Below are 19,035 nucleotides of genomic sequence, written 5' to 3' on the forward strand. Positions count from 1 at the left end.
TCGGCATACGCCTTAACGGAAAAGCAATACCGGCACCTTGCACGATCGTATCATCTCGGTTGTCGTAGAGCCGATGACAAGGCTGCGGATGCGCGAATGCCCGTAAGCCCCCATAACCAGGAGGTCGATGCCTTCGGTCTCGACCGTCCGGGCGATGACGGCGTCAGGCTGCCCCGGAACGATGTCGGCTCCGACGGAATATCCACCAGCCTGAAGAATCGAACCGGCATCCTGAAGCCGCTTTTGGGATTCTGGCGTATTTTGCCCGACCAACAGAAGCCGGCAGGACAGGCCTTCGAACAATCGGCTTCGCGCGACGTGGCCAACCGCCTTCATGCTGCTGGCGCCGCCGTCGAAGGCGATCAGGAAGTTCTCGATGGGCTTGAATGCACGCGACGCGACGAAGACGGGCCTGCGGCTCGAACGGGCGATGCGCTCGAGGTTCGAGCCCAGATGCAACTTCGCGAAATCCGCGCCTTCGCCGCGCTTGCCTATCACCAGCATATCGGCATCGGCTTCGATCTCGGCGATCGTTTCGACGATATCGCCGAGCCGTAGCTTGATCGCGACATCGGTCACGCCCGACGCCTCGATCGCGGCCTTGGCGTCATCGAGAATTGCGCGGCCACGCTTCTGGGCGAGCTTCGCACGCTGCTCGTCAAGCGCGCTCAATTCGGCAAGGAGCGTGCTGCGTGCGCCGAGCGCTATGCTTCCGCTCAAATCCGTCGGTGCGCTCGCGGTTTCGCGGCGGCCGAGGACGTGGAGAATCTCGATGGGCGACCCGGTGCGCTTCGCGATCCAGGCCGCGTGATCGCAAACGCTCCGCGAATAGACGGACCCGTCAACCAGCGCGATCAGTTTGGGCATTGCTTCCTCCTCAATGTCCCATGAGACGTTCGAGCGCCCCTGGCTTATCGTGGATGGCGAGCCTGTCGACGATCGTCTCACTCGCCTCGTTCAGTCCTATGATTTCGACTGCCGCTCCTTCGCGGCGGAACTTCAGCACGATCATGTCGAGCGCGGCGACGCTTGAGATATCCCAGATGTGTGCGCGGCTGACATCGATGGTGACCTTTTCGAGCGCTTCCTTGAAATCGAAGGCAGCGGTGAAGTGGTCTGCCGACGCAAAAAAGACCTGGCCTTCGACGACGTAGGTCCGCTCCGTGCCATTCTGCGAAAGCGTGGACGTGACCCGGAATATCTGCGCGATCTTCCAGGCGAAGAAAATGCCGGACAGAAGTACGCCTACGAGAACGCCGATCGCCAGATTGTGGGTGAAGACGACGCAGATGACCGTCGCAAGCATGACGGCAGACGAACTGCGCGGATGGTGCTTGAGATTCCTTACCGACGACCAGGAGAATGTTCCGATCGAGACCATGATCATGATGGCGACGAGCGCCGCCATCGGTATCTGCCTCACCCAGTCACCGAGAACGACGATCATGAACAGCAGGAACATACCCGCGCAGAAAGTCGAAAGCCGCCCGCGCCCACCCGATTTCACGTTGATGATCGACTGGCCGATCATGGCACAGCCGGCCATGCCGCCGATGAACCCGGTCGCGGCGTTGGCGATGCCTTGGCCGATGCATTCCTGGTTCTTGTCGCTCGGCGTATCCGTTAGATCGTCGACGATCGAAGCGGTCATCAGCGATTCCAGCAATCCGACAGCCGCCACCGCCGCCGAATAAGGCAGGATGATCGTCAGGGTTTCAAGGTTCAGCGGAATCTGCGGGATAAGGAAGACGGGCAGCGTCGAAGGCAGCTCGCCCATGTCTCCCACGGTCCTCAGATCGAATCCAAAGTACATGGCGACAGCCGTCAGCACGAGGATACAGACCAACGGTGATGGAACCGATTTCGTCAGCAGCGGAAACAGGTAAATGATGCCGAGCCCAGCCGCGACCATCACATAGGTCAGCCACGGCACGCCGATCAGTTCCGGAAGCTGCGCCATGAAGATGAGGATCGCCAGCGCATTGACGAATCCTGTCATCACCGACCGCGACACGAAGCGCATCACATAGCCCAGACGGAGCAGCCCGGCAGCGATCTGGATGAGCCCTGCAAGAACCGTGGCGGCCAGGAGATACTGAAGCCCATGCTCCTTGACCAGGGTCACCATCAGCACCGCGGTTGCCGCGGTGGCCGCCGAAATCATGCCGGGACGGCCGCCGGTGATGGCGACGATCACCGCGATCGAGAAGGAGGCGTAGAGTCCGACCTTCGGATCGACGCCGGCGATGATGGAAAAGGCGATGGCTTCGGGGATGAGCGCCAAGGCGACGACCAGCCCTGCGAGGACGTCGCCGCGAATGTTGCCGAACCACTGATCGCGGTAAGCGGTAAGCGAATGCATAAAGAGTCCATTGAAAACACAAAACCGCTCGGATCGGACGATCCGTTCAAAGGTTCATGATTGGCGGTTGCGTTGTCCGGCGGATCGGCGGCCGGAAGAGCCACCCGGATTCTCACCGGGTCCGATTGAATGATCCTCTATAGAGCGAGATCATCCCGCATTGCAACATGACACGAGGACGGTTCTGCAATACCGCTGTGCTGGTTCACGACCATTGACGGACGGCGCATTCCAAACAACTCTGGGCTACTCTCGCGGTTGATGCGAAGCGCAGCGATGGAGGCAATACGATCAGATGAATGAATTCGCGCGAAAGCGGCGTGTCGCCTTGGTCGGCACCGGCCATCGCGGCGCTGGCACGTGGGGCAGGGAATTGCTCGCCAATTGCGGGCAATGGGTAGAGTTCGTCGGGCTTTGCGACCGTAACTCCCTGCGGTTGGAGCGCGCCCGCGCAGCGATCGGCACGGCAGCACCGGTTTTCACCGACCCTCATGCCATGCTTTCGGCGACCACACCGGACATGCTGATCGTCTGCACCCGCGACGACACCCACGCCGAGATGATCGTGGCGGCGCTCGAGGCAGGCGTGGACTTGCTGACCGAAAAGCCAATGACCACGACCGCCGAGATGTGCCGGCGGATCCTGGAAGCCGAGCGACGCACCGGACGGCGCGTCGATGTGGGTTTTAACTACCGCTTCTCGCCGACAGCGAAAACCATCAAAGAGGTGCTGCTGTCTGGCGAAATCGGCGAAATCGTTTCGGTGGACTTCCACTGGTATCTCGATGTCCAGCATGGCGCCGATTATTTCCGACGCTGGCACGCCTTCCTCACCCATTCCGGCAGCCTGTTCGTCCACAAGGCCACGCATCATTTCGATCTCTTGAACTGGTATCTGGCGTCAGACCCACAGGAGGTTTTTGCCCGCGGGGCGCTCCACCACTATGGGCGCGCCGGCCCGTTCCGTGGCCCGCGCTGCAAGACCTGCCCGCACGCGTCGATCTGCGATTTCCACATCGACATCGGCCGCGATCCCTGGCTCGACATGCTCTACGAAGACCCGTCGCGCGAGGACGGCTATTTCCGCGACGCCTGCGTGTTTCGCGAGGAGATCGACATCTTCGACACGATGAGTGCGGCTATCCTCTATGAAAGCGGCGTCCAGGTTTCCTACTCGCTCAACACTTTCATGCCGATCGAAGGTCATCACCTCGCTTTCAACGGCACGAAAGGCCGCGTCGAGATCCGCCAGTACGAACGCCAGGCTTGGGAGACGCCCGACGAGGACGAGATTCTCGTGATGCGCAATTTCGGCGCGGCGGAGCGCATCCGCATCCCTCACCAGCCAGGCGGCCATTTCGGTGGCGACCTCGCGCTGCAAAGGATGCTGTTTGCACCCGGCGCGACCGATCCGCTCGGGCAGCGGGCGGGCGCCCGCGCCGGCGCGATCTCGGTGCTGACCGGCGTCGCCGCCGTCGAAAGCGCCAGCACCGGCCAGCCCGTCAAGGTGAAGCCGCTGCTCGATGAGCCCAATGCGGCCTGATCGCCCGCGATGCAGCCCGGCAGGTTTCGAGCGCACGGAAATGGCAAATGACCGGCGTGGTTGTTGCAGCGAAGTAACCATTGGGTTACTCTTGATGGCATGCGGAGGCTCCGCACCTGGCGCGGCTTCCGTGAAGACCAAGGGCGATAGCCCGAACGCTCAGGGAGGAGCAGCACATGAACAACCGCGTTTCTCGACGGGAATTCGGCCGCCTCGCGGCCGCCGGTGCATCGCTTGCCGTTCTCGGTGGAATGATGACGCCGGCGCAGGCGCAAACCCGGCTCCGCCTCATCTGGTGGGGCAATCCGGACCGCGACCGGCGCACCAATGAGGTCGTCGACCTCTACGTGAAGCAGAATGCCGACGTCGCCATCGATCCGGAAACCTATGCCTGGAACGACTATTGGCCGAAGCTCGCCACGCAGGCAGCCGGACGGAACCTGCCCGACGTGATCCAGATGGACTACCGCTATATCTTTGAATATGCGCGGCGCGGCCAACTCGCCGACCTGACGCCGTTCGTCGGCAAGTCCATCGACCTTTCCGACTTCGATCCGAACCAGCTGGCATCGGGCAAGGTGGATGGCAAGCTCTACGGCATCTCGATGGGCGCCAACTCGATGTCTTACGTCTACAAGCCGGCGCAGTTGGAACAGCTCGGCCTGTCCGTGCCCGATGCCACCAAGTGGACGATCGACGATTATGTCGCGATGGGCAAGGAGGTGAAGGGAAAGCTGCCGGAGGGGCTCTACTTCTCCGAAAACATGGCCTATCGCGAGCCGAGCCTCGAGACATGGGTGCGCCAGCGCGGCAAGGCGCTCTACACCGCCGACGGCAAGCTCGGCTACGACCTCGAGGATCTCACCGACTATTTCGCCTTCTGGTTCCAGATGCAGGAGGACGGGCTGACGCCTCCGGCGGACCTGCAGTCGCAGGCCATCGCCACCGGCAAGATGGAAGATACGATGATGGTCACCGGCCACGCGCTCTTCGATTTCGTGCATTCCAATCAGCTCGTGGCGATCCAGAAGCTCGTCCCAGAAGAGCTCGCCATCACCATGATCCCCAACCAGAAGGATGGGAAGCCAGGCCAATACCTGAAGCCGTCGATGCTCATCTCGATGGCCGCCACCGCCGCCGATCCGGAGGCGGCCGCGAAGCTCATGGGGTTCTTCGTCACCGACGAGAGCGCGAACGACGTCCTTCTGATCGAGCGGGGCGTGACCGGGGACGCGAGCATCCGCGAGCGCATCCTGCCGAAGCTGTCGGAGACAGAGCAGAAGATCGTCGCCTATCTCGACGTGGTCGGCACGCATATCGGCGAGCTGCCGCCGCCGCCGCCCAAGAATGCGGGCGAGCTCGACCGCGCTCTGCAGCCGGCGTGGGAATCGATCTCGTTCAAGAAGGCGGACGTGGAGACCGCTGCGAAGGATTATTACGAGAAGGCGAAAGTGGCGCTCGAACGCGCCTGACGGGATCGGCCCGGTATGGCCACAACCGCCACTGGCGAAATTGGTGCTGGAGGCCGCCCCGTTGCAGCGGCCTCGAACCTGTCCGCGCGTATGGCCCGCTCCTGGCGCCGCAACGGGGCGGGCTACCTGTTCCTCACGCCCTGGCTGATCGGCTTCTTCGGCCTGACACTCGGGCCGACGCTCGCCTCCCTCTATCTCTCCTTCACCGACTACGACCTCCTAACCCCGCCGCGCTGGGCGGGGCTCAAGAACTACGAATACGCCTTCTTCCAGGACGAGCGCCTGCGTCATGCTTTGTGGGTGACGTTTCAATATGTGATCTGGGCTGTGCCGCTGAAGCTCGCGGTGGCGCTCGCGCTCGCCATGGCGCTCGACCGCAGCGTGCGCGGCGTCGGCCTCTACCGCGCCGCCTTCTACCTGCCGTCGCTGCTCGGTGCGTCGGTCGCCATCGCGCTCCTCTGGCGGCTGATCTTCGGCGCTGACGGGCTCGTGAACCACCTGCTCTTCGTGATCCTCGGCATCAAGGGGCCGGGTTGGGTCACGCATCCCGACTACGCGCTGTGGACGCTGATCGCGCTCGCGGTGTGGCAGTTCGGCTCGCCGATGATCATCTTCCTCGCGGGCCTGCGCCAGATCCCGCAGGATCTCTACGAGGCCGCGTCGATGGACGGGGCCGGGCCGCCGCGCCAGTTCTTCCGGATCACGCTGCCGCTGCTCGCGCCGGTCATCTTCTTCAATCTCGTCTTCCAGACGATTGAGGCGTTCAAGGCTTTCACACAGGCATTCATCGTCTCCGGAGGCAAGGGTGGCCCAGTCGACTCCACCCTCTTCTACTCGCTCTATCTCTATATCGAGGCCTTCGAGAATTTTCGCATGGGCTATGCCTCGGCGCTCGCCTGGCTGCTGCTCGTGATCATCGGCGTGTTCACGGCGATCGCCTTCCTCACGTCGCGCTACTGGGTCTATTATGAGGACGAGGGCCGCTAGATGACCATGCCCGGCACGTCGCGAAAATCCGCCGCCTGGCAATCGGTGAGCCGCCACGTCATCCTGCTTCTCGCGGCCTTCGGCATGCTCTATCCGCTGATCTGGATGGCTGCGAGTTCCTTCAAACCGGACAACATGATCTTCACGCAGCCGAGTCTGATCCCGAGCGTCTGGGATTTTTCGAACTATGCCAGCGGCTGGCATGCGCTGCGCGTCGATTTCACCACCTTCTACAAGAACTCATTCCTCATCTCGGCGCTCGCGGTGATCGGCAACCTCATGGCCTGCTCGCTGACGGCCTACGCTTTCGCGCGGCTGAATTTCCGATTCCGCAGGTTCTGGTTTGCCATGATGATGGGCACGCTGATGCTGCCCTATCACGTGACGCTGGTGCCGCAATACATCCTGTTCCTCAATCTCGGCTGGGTGAACACTTACCTGCCGCTGATCGTGCCGCGCTTCCTCGCGGTCGATGCCTTCTTCATCTTCCTGATGGTGCAGTTCTTCCGCGGCATCCCGCGCGAGATCGACGAGGCGGCGATCATGGACGGCTGCGGTCCGTGGCGAATCTACTGGCGCATCATGCTGCCACTTTCCACGCCGGTGCTTGCCACCGCCGCGATCTTCTCCTTCATCTGGACCTATGACGATTTCCTGGCGCCATTGATCTATCTGAACGACATGCGGCAGTACACGGTGCCGCTGGCGTTGCGCGCCTTTATCGACTCGAGCGGCGGCGAATCCCTCTATGGCGAGATGTTCGCCATGTCGACGCTGTCGCTGCTGCCGGTCTTCCTGGTCTTTCTCGCTTTCCAGCGCCTCATCATCAGGGGCGTCGCGCTGGGCGCGCTGAAACGCTGAGCCGGCTTTGAATACGAAAGGACAATGATGGCATCGCCTGGATTCGCATTTGCCGCAATCGGCTTGAACCATGGCCATATCTACGGCCAGACGGAGGTGATGATCGAAGCCGGCTGCCGGCTTAAAGCGTTTTTCGCACCGGAGGACGATCTGGCTGCGGCCTACACCGCAAGGTTTCCCGACGCGAGGCGAGTGGCAGACGAGCGCGCAATCCTCGAAGACCCCGAAATCCTCCTCGTCATCGGCGCCGGCATCCTGGCCGATCGCGCTCCGATGGCGGTCAGGGCCATGCGCCACGGCAAGGATGTGATGCTCGACAAGCCGGGCGCAACAACGCTCGAACAGCTTGCCGAGCTGCGCCGGACGCAGGCCGAGACCGGCCGCATTCTGTCCATCCTCTACTCAGAGCACTACACCCAGCCGGCCACCGTCGCGGCTGGCGAACTGGTCAAAGCCGGCGCGATCGGCCGCGTACTGCAGACGATCGGCCTCGGCCCGCATCGTATCGGCAATTATCAGCGCCCGGACTGGTTCTGGAAGCGCGCCCGGACCGGCGGCATCCTCACCGACATCGGCTCGCATCAGGTCGAGCAGTTCCTTTTCTTCACCGGAAGCGGCCAAGCGGAAATCGTCGCCAGCCAAGTAGCCAATTTCGATCATCCGGACACGCCCGAATTCGAGGATTTCGGCGACATCATGCTGCGCTCGGACAATGCCGCCGGCTATATCCGCGTCGACTGGTTCACCGCCGACGGCTTGCCCACCTGGGGCGACGGGCGGCTCTTCATCCTCGGCACGGAAGGGACGATCGAGCTCCGCAAATATGTCGACATTGCCGGTCGGCCGGACGACAATCATCTGTTCCTCGTCGACCGGGCCGGAACGCGCCACATCGACTGCACCGGCACGAAGATTACCTATGGCGAGCAGTTGCGCGATGACGTGCTCAATCGGACAGAGACCGCGATGCCCCAGGAACACTGTTTTCTCGCCACCGAACTTGCTCTGACGGCACAGGCGAGGGCGCAGCGTATCGAGGGCAGGAGACCTCTGGAGAGGACGGTATGAGCGTGCGTCTGAAGGTCGGTGTCGTTGGCTGCGGCGTCGGCGTCGGCCATATCAAAGGCTACCAGGAACTGCCGGACCTCTATTCGGTCGAGGCGCTTTGCGACATCGACCCGGCACGGGCGAAGGCGATTGCCGGCGAACATGGCGTTCGCGCGTCCATCGGAGATTTCGATGAGTTTCTGAGGCACGACCTCGACATTGTCGATATCTGCACGCCGTCGGCGCTGCATTTCGAGCAGGCGAAGAAGGCGCTTCTGGCCGGCCGACATGTGGTGGTGGAAAAGCCCTTCGCCAGTTCGCTCGCTGAAGCTGATGCGCTTGCCGAGATCGAGGAACAGAGCGGCAAAAGGGTTTGCCCGGTGTTCCAGTACCGTTTCGCCGATGGGATCGCGCAGTTCCTCCACCTGCGGGAGCGTGGCTTTGTCGGCAAAGCATATGTCGCCACGGTGGAGACACACTGGCGACGCCTTCCGGCCTATTACGACAATCCGTGGCGGGGGCGCTGGGCGACCGAACTCGGCGGCTGCATGATCACGCATGCCATCCACAATCACGACATGCTGACGCATGTGCTCGGGCCGGTGCGAAGCGTCTTTGCCCGCACCTCGACGCGGGTGAACCCGATCGAGACGGAGGACTGCGCGGCGGCCGTGCTGGAGATGGCGGACGGTTCGCTCGCCACCCTGTCCGTCACGCTCGGTGCGGAAGAAGACATGTCGCGGCTGCGCTTCTGCTTCGAGGGGCTGACGGCGGAGAGCAATCGCAGCCCGTATAATCCCGGCACAGCGCCGTGGCGCTTTATTGCCGCCGATCCGGAACGCCAGCGAGCCGTCGATGAGGCGGTCGCGGAGGTCGAGCCTGCGCCTGAGCGCTATGCCGGCCAGTTCCTGCGGCTGCACCGGGCGCTCACCGAGGGCGGCGCGCTTCCGGTTTCCATCGCGGATGCGCGGCCGTCGCTGGAACTGATCACTGCTGCCTATCATTCGGCGCGCACGGGTGAGGCGGTGCGCCTGCCGATCGGGCGGGATCATCCGCTCTATGCAGGCTGGCTGCCGGCGCCGGACAGGGAGGTGGCGTGATGGCAAGCCTGGAGCTACGCAACGTCGTCAAGCGGTTCGGCGCGGTGGAAATCATCCACGGGGTCGACCTGACGATAGAGGATGGCGAGTTCGTGGTGTTCGTCGGCCCGTCCGGCTGCGGGAAGTCGACGCTGCTCAGAATGATAGCGGGGCTCGAAGGCATTTCCGCGGGCGAGATCTATATTGACGGCGAACTGGTCAACGACGTGGCCGCCGCCAAGCGCGGCCTCGCCATGGTCTTTCAGTCCTATGCGCTCTATCCGCATATGTCGGTGCGCAAGAACCTCTCCTTCGGTCTGGAGACGATGGGAGCACCGAAAGCGGAGATCCGGAACCGGGTCGCCGAGGCTGCCGAGATCCTGCAGATCAATGAACTACTTGAGCGACGTCCCGGCCAGTTGTCCGGCGGCCAGCGGCAGCGTGTCGCCATCGGCCGCGCCATCGTGCGCGAGCCGCGTATATTCCTGTTCGATGAACCGCTGTCGAATCTCGACGCCGAACTTCGGGTGCAGATGCGGGTGGAGATCAACAAGCTGCATCGCAGGCTCGGCACGACGATGATCTTCGTCACCCACGACCAGGTTGAGGCGATGACGCTAGCCGACCGCATCGTCGTGCTGCGCGCCGGGGTGATCGAGCAGGTTGGCACCCCGCTCGACCTCTATAACCATCCCGCCAATCTGTTCGTGGCAGGCTTCATCGGATCGCCGCGCATGAATTTTCTGGCCGCCGAGATGGTTGCCGGCGAAGGCGAGGCGCGTATCAGGGGCCGGTCCGGCCTCGATCTGGCTTTTCCGGCGGCGGACCCTCGCCGGCCGGATCAGGAAAAAGTCACCTTCGGCGTCCGGCCGGAGCATCTCAGGATCGCCGACCCGACGAGCGCCATGCTCACCGGCGAGGTGCAGATCGCCGAACATCTCGGAGGCGAGACCTTTCTCTATGTCTCGCTGCCCTCGGGAGAGACAATTGTCGTCGAGATCAAGGGCCAGGCTGCGGTCCGATCCGGCGAACGGGTGGGCATAGACGTGGACGCGTCCGCCTGCCACGTTTTCGGCGGTGACGGGCTCGTGATCGGCCGCGACGCCGGGTCCGAATTGCCCAGTTCTGCTGCTCGCGGGGAACAGGCACCGGCCCAGGCTGCACCGTTATGAAGGCGGTACTGGAATGGTTTAACCGGCTTATTGACGTAGGTTCCCCTTTGCCGTTGGTAAGGGTGGGGTAACTAGGTAGGGCCGGGTATGACTCAGACGAAAGAGGCGACCGCCTCCGCCGATACGGCGGCGCGCGCCGCCGGCGAAAAGCGGGCAAAGAACCGCCGCGGTTCAAGCGCTGCAGGCGCGACGCGGGATCCAGAGCGCACACGCGCGGCGATCCTCGACGCGGCGGTTCACGAGTTCGCGACAGAAGGTTTTGGCGGCGCCCGTGTCGATGCAATCGCGGCGCGAGCGAAGATCAACAAAAGGATGCTCTATCACTATTTCGGCAACAAGGAGGACCTCTACCTCGCCGTGCTGGAGGAAACCTACCGGGGCATCCGCGTCGCGGAACGCAAGCTGCATTTGGAGGACCTGCCGCCGGACGAAGGTATGCGGCGGCTGGTGACCTTCACCTGGGAGTATTTCCTAAAACATCCGGAGTTCCTGTCACTGCTCAACACCGAAAACATGATGCGGGCGCGACACCTGAAGCGCTCCAACCGCATTCAGGAACTTCATTCTCCGCTGATAGGCCTGATCGATGAGCTGCTTGCGCGCGGCGCGCGCGAAGGCCTTTTCCGTTCCGGCGTCGACCCGGTCCAGCTCTATGTGACGATAGCTTCCATTGGCTTCTTCTATCTGTCGAACCGCTGGACGCTGTCGACCATCTTCGGCCGCGACCTCAACGCGAACGCCGCCCTCAAGGAGCGTGGCGCGCACATCGTCGAAGTCGTGCTCGGCTATCTGAAGCCCTGACCGCAAACTGTTGCGAAGGCCCCTTGACCATGACGGATTTCCGAGTCAATCTTGTAACCGAATAGTTACTTGAAGCCAGGATTGAACTGGCCGGTTTGATATCAGCAGGTGTCTCACGGACGCCTGGCGCGACGGAGGCGCGAAGATGGCTGAGCGGCGCATCGGCATCATCATGCACGGCATTACCGGCCGCATGGGTCTCAACCAGCATCTGATCCGCTCGATCGTGGCGATCCGCGCGCAGGGCGGTGTGGTGCTGGCGAATGGCGACCGGCTGATGCCCGATCCGATCCTGGTCGGACGCGATGCTGGCAAGGTCGAGGCGATCGCCAGGGCGCACGGCATCGAGCGCTGGACGACCGACCTCCCCGACGCCCTCTCCAATCGCGCGGACGAGATATTCTTCGATGCGGCGACCACGCAGATGCGCGCCGAACTCATCGAACGCGCTATCGATGCGGGCAAGCACGTCTATTGCGAAAAGCCGGTTTCCGACACGCTGCACGTGGCCGTGGCGCTCGCCAGAAAGGCCAAGGCCGCCGGAATCAAGCACGGCGTCGTGCAGGACAAGCTGTTCCTGCCCGGCCTGAAGAAGCTCGCAATGCTGCGCCAATCCGGCTTCTTCGGCCGCATGCTCTCGGTGCGCGGCGAATTCGGCTACTGGGTGTTCGAAGGCGACTGGCAGCCGGCGCAGCGGCCGTCCTGGAACTACCGCAAGAAGGATGGGGGCGGCATCATACTCGATATGCTGTGCCACTGGCGCTACGTGCTCGACAACCTGTTTGGCGAGGTGAAATCCGTCTCATGCCTCGGCGCGACACACATTCCGACCCGTGTCGACGAACAGGGCCGCAAGTATGACGCCGACGCTGACGATGCGGCCTATGCGACTTTCGAACTCGATGGTGGCGTCATCGTCCAGATCAACTCGTCCTGGGCGACCAGGGTGCGCCGCGACGACCTCGTCACCTTCCATGTCGACGGCACCCACGGCTCGGCTGTCGCCGGGCTGACGAAATGCTGGACCCAGCACCGGGTCAACACGCCGAAGCCGGTGTGGAACCCCGACATCCCGCAGACCATCGACTTCTTCGGCACCTGGGAAGAGGTGCCGGACAACTGGCCGTCCGGCAACGGCTTCAAGGAACAGTGGGAACTGTTCCTGCGCCATGTCGCCGAGGACGGTCCCTGGAAATACGACCTCGTCGAGGGTGCCAAGGGCGTGCAACTCGCGGAACTTGGCCTGAAAAGCTGGCAGGAGCGGCGCTGGCTCGACGTCCCGGCGCTGGAGATCTGATGACCGAAATCCGGCTGCCCACCGTCGACCGGAGGATCGAGCCCTACGCCATGATAGGCGAGCCGATCCGGATCGAGCGCCGCGACGCGGCTTCCTTCCCGCGCATCGCATTCGCCGCCGCCCATGTCGTCGCCGATCCCCTGGCCGACAACGATCCATGGCTGACTCCGGCTATCGATTGGGAGAAAACGCTTCGCTTCCGCCACTATCTGTGGGATCTCGGCCTGGCAGTGGCGGAAGCCATGGACACCGCCCAGCGCGGCATGGGGCTCGGCTGGCCGGAAGCGCGCGAGCTTATCACCCGCTCAGTTGCCGAGGCCAGGGGCCGCCCGGGCGCGGTGGTAGCCTGCGGCGCCGGCACCGATCATCTCGCACCCGGCCGCGATGTCACGATCGACGATGTCATCCGAGCCTATGAGGAACAGATCGAGGCTGTGGAAACCGCCGGCGGGCGCATCATTCTGATGGCGAGCCGGGCACTCGCAGCAGCGGCCAAGAGCCCCGACGACTACGCCCGTGTCTATAACCGCGTGCTCGCCCAAGTGAAGCAGCCGGTGATCATCCACTGGCTCGGCGAGATGTTCGATCCCGCGCTCGAAGGCTACTGGGGCTCCGCTGACCACTGGGCGGCGATGGACACCTGCCTCGACATACTGGCGGCCCATGCATCAAAGATTGACGGCATCAAGATCTCGCTCCTGTCCAAGGAAAAGGAAATCGCCATGCGGCGGCGTTTGCCCAAGGGCGTGCGCATGTACACCGGCGACGACTTCAACTACGCCGAACTGATCGTCGGCGACGGGGAAGGCCATTCCGACGCCTTGCTCGGCATTTTCGACGCCATCGCGCCCGCGGCTTCCGCCGGTCTTGCAGCGCTGGGGCGAGGTAGCGAAAATGAGTTCTTCGACATCCTTGAGCCGACCGTGCCGCTGTCCCGGCACATTTTCAAGGCGCCGACGCGCTTCTACAAAACCGGCGTCGTCTTTCTCGCCTATCTCAACGGGCTGCAGGATCATTTCGTCATGATCGGCGGCCAGGAGAGCGCGCGTTCGCTGCTCCATCTCGCCGATCTCTTCCGTTTCGCCGATCGCGCGCGCGTGCTCCATGATCCGGAGCAGGCCGCCGCGCGAATGGCCAAAGTACTGGCGGTGCACGGCGTCGGATGACGCCGGAACAATGCCGGGCCGGTCCGGTCGGGCGTGCTCCCGTCCAGCCGGCGCAACAACAGGGAGGAAGACCATGCTGAAGAAAACAGTGCTTGCCGCTGTCGTCGCGGCGTTTCCGTTTGCCGTCTCGGCCCAGGATTATCCGTGGAAGCCTGACCGCCCGATCACCGTCATCGTGCCTTGGGCGGCGGGTGGCTCAACCGACCAGGTGGTTCGCGTCACCGCAGGCGAGATCGAGAAGGCGCTCGGTCAGAAAGTTGTTGTTGTCAACACGCCCGGCGCCTCCGGCTCGATCGGCACCAAGGCCGTGATCGACGCTCCCAAGGATGGCTACACCTGGGGTTCCGGCGCCGCCAAGGATCTCGGCACCTATATCGTCAGCGGCCTTGCCGACACCAAGGTCGAGGACTGGAACCTTTATCTCAGCGTCATCAACGTGTCCGTGCTCAGCGTCAACCCGGACTCGCCGTACCAGACCGCGGCCGAACTGGTCGCCGCCATGAAGGAGAAGCCCGGCGCGGTCTCGGTCGCGACCGCCGGCATCAACTCGTCCGGCCACGCGGCGGTGGAAGCCCTCACCCAGGCGCTCGGCCTCACCTACAAACACGTCAGCTATGATGGCGGCGCGCCGGCGGTGAACGCGACGGTCGCAGGCGAGACCGAAGTGACCACGCAGCTTGCCGTCGAGCAGGCGGCTATGCTGCGCGCCAAGCGGCTGCGTCCGCTGGCGGTGCTGTCGGACAAGCCGCTCGAGCTGGAGGGCTTTGGCACGATCCCGCCGATCACCGAGGCGGTCGCCGGCTTCAGCCCGACGGACAATTATTTCGGCATCTTCGTGCCGAAGGGCGTGCCGGCCGAAGTCACGCAAACGCTCGACATGGTCTGGGAGAACGTCGTCTCCAAGTCGGAGGCGATCAAGGCCTACGCGACCAAGAATGGCGCCATCTTCGCCGCGCCGCACGGCGAGAAGGCGATGGAAGCCGTCATGCCGGCGATCCGCGTTACCGCCTGGCAGCTCCACGCGGCCGGCAAGTCGAAGGTCGCGCCGGACACGGTGGGCATTCCGAAGCCTTGATCGACGACTGACAGCGGGCCGCCGTCGTGACGGCCCGCCATTTCGGAGCACCAATGGACGATCGCAAGCCTTCCGCCTTCGCCGATCTCGTCTCCGGCGCCTGCTGGGTCGCTCTCGCCGCCGCAATCATGATCGGCGCCTGGCGGATGGACCGCCTGGAGCATTTGCAGGCGAGCATTTATTCCGCGCCGGGCATCGTTCCCGGCTTGATAGGGGTCGCGCTCGCCTTTATGGGGCTGGTGCTGATGCTGCGCGCCTGGTGGGCAGGCGCGCTTGCCGGGGCCGGCCGGCCGGCTATTGTATGGGGCGCACAGGCGCGGCTTTTCACCGCCGTCACGCTTTGCCTCGCCTTCGCGATCGGCCTGGTCGGCCGAGGGCCGCCATTCTGGCTTGCGGCGGCGATTTTCATCGCGGTCACCGTTTTCGCGTTCCAGTTCCCCGAGCGCCGTTCCGCCGGGACGCTAGCGCGCGGCGCGCTCATCGCCGTCGTCTATGGCCTCCTGGCCGGCTATGCCGTCCACTACGTCTTCCAGGAACTGTTCCTGGTCCGGCTGCCGTGAGCATGGGCATGTTCGACGGCCTTATCATGTTCGGCCATTCGATCGCGAGCTTTGCGACGCCAACGACCATTCTTTACGCGCTCGTCGCCACGCTGGTCGGCCTCATCATTGGTGCGCTGCCCGGCCTAACCGCCACCATGGGCGTCGCGCTGATGACGACCATGACGCTGACGCTGCAGCCCAACGACGCCATCCTGATCCTGATCTGCACCTATGTCGGCGCGATCTACGGCGGTAGCCGCAGCGCAATCCTGCTCAACATTCCCGGCACTCCCGCTTCCGCCGCCTCCTGTCTCGACGGTTATGCACTGGCCCGGCAGGGGCTCGCCGGTCGCGCCATGGGCATTGCCACTTCCGGCTCGGTGCTCGGCACCTGGATCGGCATGTTGTTCCTCGCGACGCTGACGCCGGTACTCGGCGAAGCGGCGCTGAAGTTTGGTGCTTATGAATTCTTCTGGCTTGCCGTATTCGGCGTGGTGATCTCCGGCAATTTGACCGGCAACGATCCGCTGAAGGGCTGGATAGCCGGCTTCCTTGGCCTGTTCATCGCCACGATCGGCCAAGAAGGGCTCTACGCCCATGACCGCTTCACCTTCGGCTATCACGATCTCTCGGGCGGCGTGGCGCTGCTGCCGGCGCTGGTAGGCGCCTTCGGCTTCGCCGAGGTGCTGACGGTGATGCGCGACAAGCCGCGCGACGTGATCCTGAACAGCTTCGATGCCGTCATTCCCCGCATCCGCGACGTGCTGCAATATTGGCGCACCATCATCCGCTCGGGCGTGATCGGCACCGGCATCGGCATCATTCCCGGCGTCGGCGAGGACGTGGCGGCATGGAGCTCCTACGCCGCCGCCCGTCGCGCCAGCAAGGAAAAGGAACAATTCGGCAAGGGCTCGGTCGAGGGGCTGATGGCGGCCGAGACCGGCGACAATGCCTGCGTGCCGGGCTCGGTGATCCCGGTGCTGACGCTCGCCGTGCCCGGCTCCGCGCCCGCCGCCGTGTTGCTCGCCGCCATGCTGATCCACGGTGTCCAGCCGGGGCCGCTGATCATGGTCAATTCGCCACAATTCGTCTTCGATGTGGTGGCGATGATGCTGATCGCAAGCATCGCCATCCTGATCTATGGGCTGACGCTGACGCGGCTTCTGGTGAAGATCCTGCAGGTGCCGCAGACGCTGGTCATGCCGGTGATCTTCGTGCTCTGCGTCGTCGGCTCCTTCGCGCTCGCCTCGCGCGTCTTCGACATCTACGTCATGCTGTTCTTCGGCATCGTCGGCTTTCTCCTGCGCCGGCTGAACTATCCGATGGCGCCGCTGGTGCTCGGCATCGTGCTGGGCGACCTCCTGGACAAGAATTTGCGTCGGGGGCTCGTGCTTTCCGATGGCGACCTGACGCCTTTCTTCACCCGGCCGATCAGCGTCGTTCTGTTTCTGCTGATCGCCGCGACGATCCTGCTCAATATTCCTGTCTTCCACCGCACCGCTGTAGGCCTCTGGACCCACGCGAGCGCTTCCTTCCGCCGGGCGCAGCGCCCGGAACAACCGACATCGCGGAGGCCGCATGACTGAAATCGTCGAGGGACTGTCGCTCAATCTTGCGACGGTGCGCCAGCAATGGGGCTTCGTCGAGGCGGTGGAGGGCTGCCTGCGCCATGGCATACGCGCCATCGCGCCCTGGCGCGATCAGGTTGCCGCCATCGGGCTGGATGAGGCGGCGCGCATCGTGCGGAAGGAGGGACTGCAGGTCACCGGTCTCTGCAGAGGCGGCTTTTTTCCAGCCCCCGATGCGGCAGGCCGACAGGCGGCGATCGACGACAGTTTTCACGCCGTCGATGAGGCCGCGGCGCTCAATGCCGACTGCCTGGTGCTGGTCGTCGGTGGCCTGCCGGAAAGCTCACGCGACATCGTCGGCGCGCGGCAGATGGTTACGGACGGCATCGCCGCCCTCCTTCCCCATGCCATTGCCGCCGGCGTGCCGCTCGCGATCGAGCCGCTGCATCCCATGTACGCCGCCGACCGGGCCTGCGTGAACACGCTGCGCCAGGCGCTAGACATCTGCGACGCGCTCGACCCGGAAAAGTCCGGCGCGCTCGGCGTCGCCATGGATGTCTATCACTGCTGGTGGGATCCCGAGTTGGAGGCGCAGATCCTGCGCGCCGGCCCTAAGCGCCTGTTGGCCCACCACATCTGCGATTGGCTTGTGCCGACCCGCGATATGCTCACCGATCGCGGCATGATGGGTGACGGCGTCATCGACCTGCCGGCGATCCGCCGCATGGTCGAAGCCGGCGGCTTTTCGGGCCCCCAGGAAGTCGAAATCTTTTCGGCCGAAAACTGGTGGAAGAAACCCGGCGACGAAGTTCTGGCAACCTGCGTCGAGCGGTTCCGCGCGGTTTGCTGAACGCCTGCGCTAGGATCAGTACGGCTGCTGCTAGTTCGGTGAAAAGGCGTCGCTCTCACCGGGAACGAAATCCAGGGGCCAGAGCCGTCGCGAAGCGCCTTGGGGGTACGATTCAGCATAAAGCGGCATGGTGGCCAGCAGGGTTTCGGCCAGCGAGATGCCCAGATCGCGCAGATTGAGACTGAAGGACGTAAGCGACGGCGACAGAAAGCGAGCGTGCGGACTGTGGCGTCCGATGACGGCAATATCCCGTCCGGGTTTCACTCCGGCTTCCTCCAGCCCACGATAGAGACCGATGGCAATCGTCTCGTTCACGAGCACGACGGCAGTCGGCCGTTCCTTGCAAGCGAGGATCGCGCGAGCGATCTGGTAGCCGCCAGCCTCGCTCGGCATCGAACGGAAGATCAGGTCCTCCTCGAGCGCGAGGTTGTAGTTTGCCAACGCCTGCCGGCACCGATCGACGAAAACATAGCCAAGATTCGTGTCGTCGTGGGGACGAGTCACCGCGATCCGCCGATGGCCCTTGGCCACGAGGCGGTCGATCGAGGCCTGGGCCATGCCCTCGAAACCGAGATCGATCCAAGGCTGGCCGACATCGGTCAGGCTGCGGCCGAGGGAGATGAACGGGATCTTGCGCTTCGCCAGGAAGTCGAAGCGATGGTCTATCCGCCTGGTCGAGGACAGGATGAGGCCGTCGGCGAAACCGCGCGCCACGATACGTCTGAGATAGTCGTACGGATCTTCCTGCGATGAGCAGAGCAGGGCGACCAGATCAAGCTTGTGGCGCGCAAAAACCGTCTGCACGCCGTCGAAAACGCTCATGAAGAACGTGTCGCCATGCCCGGTGATCTCGCTGCCCGTCTGCATCATGAAGCCGATCACGCCGGTTGCCCCCTTGCGCAGGGCGCGTCCCGACTGGTTCGGGACGTATCCAAGCTCCTCCGCCGCCTCCAGCACCCGCTTGCGCGTCTCGGCATTGACGTCCGGCTTGCCGTTCAGGGCCCGCGACACGGTCCCGATCGACACATTCAGATGTTTGGCAAGCAGGTGGATACCTTTCATGTCCCGAGATCTTTCTCCCGTTGTTCCCGATTCAAGCGATTCACCCCATTGACACAGTTATCAGCGTCAAACTACTATCGTAAACGTTTACGGAAGCCAAATCGGCTGTTCGTAATCGTTTCCGGCAGCGATCTGATCGATGCCGTCAGGG

General features: G+C 63.5%; 17 protein-coding genes and 1 other annotated feature. Of the genes, 14 read left to right on the forward strand and 3 right to left on the reverse strand.

What is annotated here, in order from left to right; genetic code table 11:
- Positions 1-12: 12 nt before the first annotated feature.
- On the reverse strand, positions 13-867 hold the full coding sequence (locus tag MAXJ12_RS10500) for a universal stress protein (protein ID WP_008835816.1): 855 nt from the start codon (positions 865-867) through the stop codon (positions 13-15).
- 10 nt (positions 868-877) lie between these two features.
- Positions 878-2,362 carry a SulP family inorganic anion transporter gene (locus MAXJ12_RS10505; protein ID WP_008835817.1) on the reverse strand — a complete coding sequence of 495 codons (1,485 nt, stop codon included), beginning with the start codon at positions 2,360-2,362 and terminating at the stop codon, positions 878-880.
- A gap of 70 nt (positions 2,363-2,432) precedes the next feature.
- Positions 2,433-2,488, reverse strand: a sequence feature (sul1 is cis-regulatory element that is thought to sense ions involved in sulfur or methionine metabolism; They are found in Alphaproteobacteria).
- A gap of 169 nt (positions 2,489-2,657) precedes the next feature.
- On the opposite strand from MAXJ12_RS10505, the gene MAXJ12_RS10510 reads away from it, so the two are divergent.
- The 14 genes from MAXJ12_RS10510 to MAXJ12_RS10575 all read left to right on the forward strand — a co-directional run bounded on the left by MAXJ12_RS10510 (position 2,658) and on the right by MAXJ12_RS10575 (position 17,822).
- Positions 2,658-3,905, forward strand: coding sequence for a Gfo/Idh/MocA family oxidoreductase (locus MAXJ12_RS10510; protein WP_008835818.1), 1,248 nt, complete (start codon positions 2,658-2,660; stop codon positions 3,903-3,905).
- Positions 3,906-4,081: 176 nt separating this feature from the next.
- Positions 4,082-5,377, forward strand: a complete 1,296-nt coding sequence (locus MAXJ12_RS10515) for an ABC transporter substrate-binding protein (RefSeq protein WP_008835819.1) — start codon at positions 4,082-4,084, stop codon at positions 5,375-5,377.
- Positions 5,378-5,467: 90 nt separating this feature from the next.
- Positions 5,468-6,364 (forward strand): carbohydrate ABC transporter permease, encoded by an 897-nt coding sequence (locus tag MAXJ12_RS10520; protein WP_008835820.1) that lies wholly within the window; start codon positions 5,468-5,470, stop codon positions 6,362-6,364.
- On the forward strand, positions 6,365-7,225 hold the full coding sequence (locus MAXJ12_RS10525) for a carbohydrate ABC transporter permease (protein ID WP_008835821.1): 861 nt from the start codon (positions 6,365-6,367) through the stop codon (positions 7,223-7,225).
- Positions 7,226-7,252: 27 nt separating this feature from the next.
- Positions 7,253-8,293, forward strand: coding sequence for a Gfo/Idh/MocA family protein (locus MAXJ12_RS10530; protein ID WP_008835822.1), 1,041 nt, complete (start codon positions 7,253-7,255; stop codon positions 8,291-8,293).
- Positions 8,290-9,372: a Gfo/Idh/MocA family protein gene (locus MAXJ12_RS10535; RefSeq protein ID WP_008835823.1), complete on the forward strand. Its 1,083-nt coding sequence runs from the start codon at positions 8,290-8,292 to the stop codon at positions 9,370-9,372. The genes MAXJ12_RS10530 and MAXJ12_RS10535 overlap by 4 nt, the downstream gene beginning before the upstream one ends.
- On the forward strand, positions 9,369-10,523 hold the full coding sequence (locus MAXJ12_RS10540) for an ABC transporter ATP-binding protein (RefSeq protein ID WP_139043856.1): 1,155 nt from the start codon (positions 9,369-9,371) through the stop codon (positions 10,521-10,523). Before MAXJ12_RS10535 ends, MAXJ12_RS10540 begins: the two co-directional genes overlap by 4 nt.
- An 87-nt stretch (positions 10,524-10,610) precedes the next feature.
- Positions 10,611-11,324, forward strand: a complete 714-nt coding sequence (locus MAXJ12_RS10545; RefSeq protein ID WP_008835825.1) for a TetR/AcrR family transcriptional regulator — start codon at positions 10,611-10,613, stop codon at positions 11,322-11,324.
- Positions 11,325-11,469: 145 nt separating this feature from the next.
- Positions 11,470-12,621, forward strand: coding sequence for a Gfo/Idh/MocA family protein (locus MAXJ12_RS10550; RefSeq protein WP_008835826.1), 1,152 nt, complete (start codon positions 11,470-11,472; stop codon positions 12,619-12,621).
- On the forward strand, positions 12,621-13,787 hold the full coding sequence (locus tag MAXJ12_RS10555; RefSeq protein ID WP_008835827.1) for a dihydrodipicolinate synthase family protein: 1,167 nt from the start codon (positions 12,621-12,623) through the stop codon (positions 13,785-13,787). Before MAXJ12_RS10550 ends, MAXJ12_RS10555 begins: the two co-directional genes overlap by 1 nt.
- 73 nt (positions 13,788-13,860) lie before the next feature.
- Complete coding sequence (locus MAXJ12_RS10560; RefSeq protein ID WP_008835828.1) at positions 13,861-14,862, forward strand: tripartite tricarboxylate transporter substrate binding protein; 1,002 nt, start codon at positions 13,861-13,863, stop codon at positions 14,860-14,862.
- 53 nt (positions 14,863-14,915) lie between these two features.
- On the forward strand, positions 14,916-15,422 hold the full coding sequence (locus MAXJ12_RS10565; protein ID WP_008835829.1) for a tripartite tricarboxylate transporter TctB family protein: 507 nt from the start codon (positions 14,916-14,918) through the stop codon (positions 15,420-15,422).
- Positions 15,423-15,430: 8 nt separating this feature from the next.
- Positions 15,431-16,990, forward strand: coding sequence for a tripartite tricarboxylate transporter permease (locus MAXJ12_RS10570; protein ID WP_008835830.1), 1,560 nt, complete (start codon positions 15,431-15,433; stop codon positions 16,988-16,990).
- Positions 16,983-17,822, forward strand: a complete 840-nt coding sequence (locus tag MAXJ12_RS10575) for a sugar phosphate isomerase/epimerase family protein (RefSeq protein ID WP_008835831.1) — start codon at positions 16,983-16,985, stop codon at positions 17,820-17,822. The genes MAXJ12_RS10570 and MAXJ12_RS10575 overlap by 8 nt, the downstream gene beginning before the upstream one ends.
- A 30-nt stretch (positions 17,823-17,852) precedes the next feature.
- On the opposite strand, the gene MAXJ12_RS10580 is transcribed toward MAXJ12_RS10575, so the two are convergent.
- A complete protein-coding gene (locus tag MAXJ12_RS10580) occupies positions 17,853-18,884 on the reverse strand; it encodes a LacI family DNA-binding transcriptional regulator (protein WP_008835832.1) in 1,032 nt (343 codons plus the stop codon).
- Positions 18,885-19,035: the final 151 nt, after the last annotated feature.

It is taken from the genome of Mesorhizobium alhagi CCNWXJ12-2 (assembly GCF_000236565.1).
Taxonomy (GTDB): Bacteria; Pseudomonadota; Alphaproteobacteria; order Rhizobiales; family Rhizobiaceae; genus Allomesorhizobium; species Allomesorhizobium alhagi.